The following is a 5,963-nucleotide window of genomic DNA, read 5'->3' as shown; positions in this document are numbered from 1 at the left end:
AGTTCATAGCGGTGACGTGACATCAAAGACCTCCAAATCCTAGGCCTTTGAATCACTAATACATTCAAATAACTAGCCTATTTATGAGTGCACAGCCTAGAGCAGATCCTGCTCACCCCGGTCATATCCGGCGGCCTTGAAGTGGCTGGCGCATTCTGCCGGTGTGGAGTGGGGAATTAAGGCGCCTGCGGGTCGCGGAGTGCATCGATCTCGCGCTCTGCCCGGCCTCGCAACATGGCCTTCAGTTTGGAGAGTGCGTTCTCCTTATGGCTGCGGTCAGATTGATTGCGAGCTTACGGAATAGTCGCTACAATAAGGTGGTTATGGTCTGAGGCTGTGCTATAGACCAACTTATCTATGTCGTGATGCAACGTCATAGCCGCCCGGTCAATTTTCAGATAGGCTCCGCTGAAAACAGGGTATTATTTTAATCCTTTTACTTGAAAGTCTCGTGATGCCTTTTGGTCGTTGCTGTAGCAAGTCCTCGTCTCAGCGTGATGAGGTGGATATTAAACCAACGCTGCGAAATCTTTTGGATCGTGCCTCGGATCCGAGAAATACGAGTGTCGCCGCAGTTAATCTGAGCTGGTCTGAATTGACAGCTGCCGCAGCTCCGCAAGCTGCTCCTCGAAATCTATATCGTAGCCACGTCGGGACGCCCAATACGATCCAGAGATCCGGTGTGGTCCGGAAGGGCCCCTGTACGACGGGAGACGAATATTACCGTGACATCATTTCACATACCGCCCGCACCGGCGGCAGTAGCGGAGCAATTTTGTCGCTTGCATCCGAGACAACGGTAGCCAACAGGTTTGCGACTGGAGCTACATCTCTGGTGACCATAAGAACAGATCAGGATCCCTTTAATTACCAACCGATCGCAAAAATTATCCATGACCATGGGGATAGGCTGATTCAAGAAAAGAAGATACAGCCAGCGACAGTTCTCGGCGCCTTAAGAAATATAGACTTGTATGGAGAAAACGAGTACTTCTATGTTGGTGGGCTGGGTAATATTCCCCCAAATCATATTGAGAATGTCACGAAAAGCTATCCCGGCGGACCATTTGGGACCGACAATGACGGATGGTTTCAAGACGTTCAGGTCAATCGTCGTTGACCTGTCGGTGCTCCAGACGATTCGCACCGGTAAACCCGAAATGCCTTACGGCGCCATGAATATCTTGAAAAACAGGGCGGCGTTCTACCTTGGTGACCAACTGTGAAGCGAGCAGAAAATCAGGAGTTGGTGAAACGGTATTTATCCTGCTTTTAATGCGGGCGATTTCCTCCCCCATGAGCAAAATCATGGCTGAAGCACAAATTCTGATAGTCGGAAAATGCTGAAGTCGCCCGGTACCGCTCCGGCTCGTGGCATATTCCCTATAGATGCCTGGTGCACTCATGTAACAGGTACTAAAGTGGTTCCATTATCCTTGAAGCCTCAATAACTGACCGTCACCACCACCGTATCCGAATAGGTTCCCGGTGGAGGTGTGGTCTGCGGCGCGACACGACCATAAACGGTCAGGCTTTGCGCGGTTCCCGTTCCCGTCCCGGTCACAATCTGTCCGGTGGTGTTACCCCAGGGGATTGATCGCGCGGCATTTGTATAGAGCCCATAGATGACTGCATTGGAGCCAAGCGTCATCCGCCTTTGTGTCGGTGTTGTATTGCTCAAACCACCATTCAGGGAAACACTATAGGGCAGGTTGGTGGTACAGCTTACCGATAGAGCCCCGGTCGCATCCACATTGGATGTCAGAACCCCGTGATTGCCAAAGTTGATAGACGTGGCGGAGACTGTACAGGTGCGATCAACATTGGCCGTCACGTTGAAGGTTGGCTGCGTTGGATTATCCGTCATAGCAGTACAGGCAGGCGCCACAAGCAGATAGCTGGCATAGTTGAAGCGGGTTTGAGCACCCGAGAACGTCGATAAATACGCGCCGCCTGGCGTGGCCGCCTGCCCGGACAGGATACGCCCATAGATCGTACGCGTGGCGGTAGTGGATGTGAGCGGCAGCAAGGTCATGTCGATGGGTGGTGGCGACCCCAATGCCGTGTTGGTAACAGACCCCCAGGGAACCGAACGCGCAGTATCGGAATAAAGCTGATAGGTCAGCGCGTTGGTGCCGCTCAGCATGGTGCGCAAGCCGCCACTTGAGCCGCCGCTGCCCGCATTGATATTGGGGCACACCCGAAGAAAAAGACTGACTGTGAGCGTGTTGGAGCAATTAACACCCAATGTCGCCGTCGTATCAACCGCGCCACCCCCAAGAAGATTGACCGTACCAAAATTGACATTGGTGATGCTGAAGGAACAGGTTTGTGCATGGGCCCAACTTGGTAGAAAAATCAATATATTGAACAACGCGCATGCGACGATGCGATAAAATCTCATTGCGTGCTCCTGCATACGGCGTCCGGAATGGTAACGCGCTCTTCTGTATTGCGTGGCGCGTTGAACGTAATCTGGCATGAGCCCTTTTCGGATTGCGTCACTATCAACGTGTTGGAGTTCTCAATGCCTTCAAGATAGACCTGACCGTCATAACCCACAATGAACTCCTGCGAGCCATTGAGCTGCGCTGTCGATCCCGTCTCGATGTAAGCGCCACTCTCATCGCGCAGAGTGACAAGGGCAGCTCGCGTATCGGCCTTGACGTTGAAGTCCACCACGGAGCCACCCCGATCGCTTGGGCTTACCACTTGTCGAGTTTCACCTACAGTGGCATCAATCGGCAAATTGCTGGGGTCAATGGAAATTACGTTCTTGTCATAGGAACGCAGATTGGGCAGCAGCATCTTGCCGCTCTTGTTGGTTTTGCCCATGGGACGATTTTCGAATTGAACGTCGACATCTGGTGCGCCCACATCCACCACACTGAAAGCATCGTCGATGCGGTTCGAGAGGAACACACCTCCGCCTGCGAGGACAACTGCACCGTCGATCTGTGCGGTGGCGCGAACATTGTCATCATACTTTTCAACACCAGCTTCAATTCTGCCGATCTGGCTACGATAGCTGCCGCTGGCAGCAATGATGTCGCTCTGGCCATAAGAGCCGCGCAACCGCCAGCCAGTGCTTCCCACCTCGGCCTGTTCCGATTTCATCAAGTCGATGGACCCGGTGGTTCCGTTTTCATCAGCCGAAACACTCGTCGATGCCGTGATGTTATGGTCGAACGACCAAGACAATCCAGCATATAATCCAAACGAGCCTTTCTGCTCGAAGTCCGTATAGGCAGACATGAACATGTTGCCTTTCTTACCAAAAGGCCGCGTGGCGGTGACGCCAAGAATCCGCGATTTTTCGGAATCGACAGTTTCGATCTGCGTGTAGGAGAAATTCAGATTCGTTTCATTGAAGATGCGAGGAAGTGAAACGGAAACTTGATCAAGCGCTTTGGCAGGCTTGGCGCTATTGTCCGGAAGCCCGGTCTCGTCTATATCGGCCGTGATCGAGGCGATATCATTGTAATCGCCGAAAGTGCGCTGCGTGCGCACGTAGAATTTGACATCCCAGAGATCGGCTTCAACGCTTGCAGCAATCTGGTAGCCGGTTTGCCCACCGAATTTGCTGGTCGCGCCGGATAAGGTTCCAACGCCGTAAGGCCCGATATTGAAAACGCCGCCAATGCCCGCATTGTAGAAATTCTCGGCACCTTCAACGTGCCCTTCTAAGGTCGTGTTATTGGTGAGACCATAACGCAAGGTGCCGCTTCCCACGATGCGCTCATCATAGTCATTCGATTCCGTGCCGTAATAGCGGCGGGCAAAGCCGGTTTCGGCAGAAAAATCAGCAAACCCCTTAGCCAGCAAATTAGACGAGGCATAGAACGGCGTTTCCGTAACCGTCTCTCGGCCCAGAACATCGCGAACCACCATACGCGCTGTGCCTGCGCCCGTGACCACCGGGAGGTTGGTGACCGTAAATGGACCGGATGCAACATTGCTGGTCGCACGACGTGCGTTATCGATATAAACATCGACCGTTGACGGCACAGCCGCAGACCCCGACAGCTCAGGCATCGGCATAGTAACCAGATCGGGCCGCAATGAAAAATTGCGCCGGATTTGTACGCCGCCCAGACGGGTCGGTCGCGTCCATGAGAGGCCACCCGTAATGAAATCACCGACATTATAGGTCATCAGCGTTTCCTGATCCGAATAGGACCATCTCGTATCGAGACGCGTTGACCCGAAACTGTCGGTGTCGGACGAACTGAGCACCTGCGACGACGACAGGACGCCATAGGGACCGAACAGGCGCCCTTCCATGAGACCAGAAACACCTTCGAACTGCGTCAGATCATACCAATCCTGTCCGCCGCTGGCGCCATAGATCGTATAATTCACCAGCCCGCCGAAATTGCTCTTGGCCTTGGGTTTTTCGTCTTCTTCTTCAGACGTGACTTCCTCGCCAGACTGCGCATCGATGACACGCGCGGCGCGCTTGTTTTCCTGCGCATCGAAACGAACGATCTGGTTCTCCTTGTCATAGGTGACGTTGACCCCGGAGAGCCGGTTCACGTCGATCCATCCGTCATCCCGCATAGCTTCCGTGGCGGGCTTGATCCCGACATTCTTGAGCTGTTCGGGCTCAATCAGAAGTGATCCGTCCGGTGTTTGACGAAACGTAGCGATCAGCGCCGATGATGCGCCATTCACATAGACCTCAAGCTGAAGCTCCAGAGGGGTATCGTCGGAAACAAGCGTCCCCGACGACGTAGGTGGCAATTCCTGCGCCGCAGCTTTCAGACATCCTGTGCAGACCGTTAGAAACGCAATCGTCAAAACCGCAAGATCAACCGCCCCTGACGCTCGCTTGCGCATTTATCGGGCCAGCTTCGCTTTGAGCTGAAATCGTCAGCGAGCCACCACCCCGACTACCACCTGTTCCGGGAATGAACCAAGTTGCACTTGATTGCCCCAGAACATATCCAACAAGGCCTTTTCGCTGTGCGACGGCACGACCGCCTGCACCCTGCAATGCAAGATCGGAAACACGCAGCCGCTTGTTTCCCTTGTTACTAACGGTCACCTGATAACCGCCCGATTGACGCTGGACACTCCATGACGGGTTCGCATCCGGCGTGCCGGGCTGCGAGAAGAAAACCGGAATGGAATGGCGGATCACCAGATTGACCGTGCCGGATCGCCGCTGCGCATTATCGGGAAGTTCATCGACAATCAGCCGATAGCTTTCTTCCGCCTTGACCGGGCTTTTCGTGGTGCGCACGATACGGATGATGTTTTCGCCGCCGGGCTTCAGTTGCGATATGGGCGGACTGACAACAACATCGGTTGCTGCCGTGTAGGTATCAACGCCATTGCTCTGGCTCCAGCGGAATATTCTGGCCTGAACATTGATGGGCCGTTTTGCATCGTTCCAGATGCGAATGTTTGAAGCCGCCGTTGGCGCGCTCAGATCGATGATGACCGGCGAAACGCGCAAGGAAGCCGCATGCGCGGGGACAAGATACAAGCTCGCCAATAACGCCGCGGCAAAAGTGAGAACACGCATTCTACCCTCCGTGACGTTAATAGCTGATCGTGGCGGTTACCGTATCCGTATAGACACCCGCAGCTGGCGTCGACTGCCCTGGAACACGCCCATAGACCGTATAGGCTTGAGCGGCACCAGTGCCTGTCCCGGCGACTGTGTTCGTTCCGACGGTGTTGCCCCAGACTGCGGTGCGGGCCGTCGTTGTGTACAGCGAATATCCAATAGTGGCGCTTGCCGGCCCCGTCATCAAACGGTTTGTGACGGTTGCGCCGGTTCCCGTGCCAGCGCTCAAGCCGATATTGTAAGGTGTCGAATTCGTGCATTGCACGGTTATGGTGCTGGTCGCGTCGACATTCGTCGACAAAACACCATTGGAACCAAAGTCCATGTTGGTTGCAGAATTAATAAGACAAGCTGCAGTAATCGTAATCTGCACATTGAACGTCGTTGT

Annotated in this window: 6 protein-coding genes; 1 reads left to right on the top strand and 5 read right to left on the bottom strand. The window is 54.0% G+C overall.

Annotated features, from left to right (window positions below):
- Positions 1–454 precede the first annotated feature (454 nt).
- Complete coding sequence (locus ACTJKP_RS25980; protein ID WP_440632728.1) at positions 455–1,120, top strand: hypothetical protein; 666 nt, start codon at positions 455–457, stop codon at positions 1,118–1,120.
- Here the strand turns inward: ACTJKP_RS25980 and ACTJKP_RS25975 are convergent.
- From ACTJKP_RS25975 to ACTJKP_RS25955, 5 genes are all read right to left on the bottom strand, one after another.
- Entirely contained in the window at positions 1,107–1,298 is a 192-nt protein-coding gene (locus ACTJKP_RS25975; protein ID WP_440632727.1) for a hypothetical protein, read from the bottom strand. The two genes, ACTJKP_RS25980 and ACTJKP_RS25975, sit on opposite strands and share 14 nt — an antisense overlap.
- Before the next feature lie 146 nt (positions 1,299–1,444).
- A complete protein-coding gene (locus tag ACTJKP_RS25970) occupies positions 1,445–2,404 on the bottom strand; it encodes a Csu type fimbrial protein (RefSeq protein ID WP_440632726.1) in 960 nt (319 codons plus the stop codon).
- Positions 2,401–4,839 carry a fimbria/pilus outer membrane usher protein gene (locus ACTJKP_RS25965; RefSeq protein ID WP_440631207.1) on the bottom strand — a complete coding sequence of 813 codons (2,439 nt, stop codon included), beginning with the start codon at positions 4,837–4,839 and terminating at the stop codon, positions 2,401–2,403. The genes ACTJKP_RS25970 and ACTJKP_RS25965 overlap by 4 nt, the downstream gene beginning before the upstream one ends.
- On the bottom strand, positions 4,811–5,530 hold the full coding sequence (locus ACTJKP_RS25960; RefSeq protein ID WP_440631206.1) for a fimbrial biogenesis chaperone: 720 nt from the start codon (positions 5,528–5,530) through the stop codon (positions 4,811–4,813). The genes ACTJKP_RS25965 and ACTJKP_RS25960 overlap by 29 nt, the downstream gene beginning before the upstream one ends.
- A gap of 16 nt (positions 5,531–5,546) precedes the next feature.
- A partial coding sequence (locus tag ACTJKP_RS25955) for a Csu type fimbrial protein (RefSeq protein WP_440631421.1) occupies positions 5,547–5,963 on the bottom strand: 417 nt, incomplete at its 5' end.

Source organism: Brucella sp. 22210 (genome assembly GCF_052045675.1).
Taxonomy (GTDB): Bacteria; Pseudomonadota; Alphaproteobacteria; order Rhizobiales; family Rhizobiaceae; genus Brucella.
The sequence above is the reverse complement of the archived record's forward strand: the minus strand, read 5'-3'. Positions and strand labels throughout refer to the sequence as shown.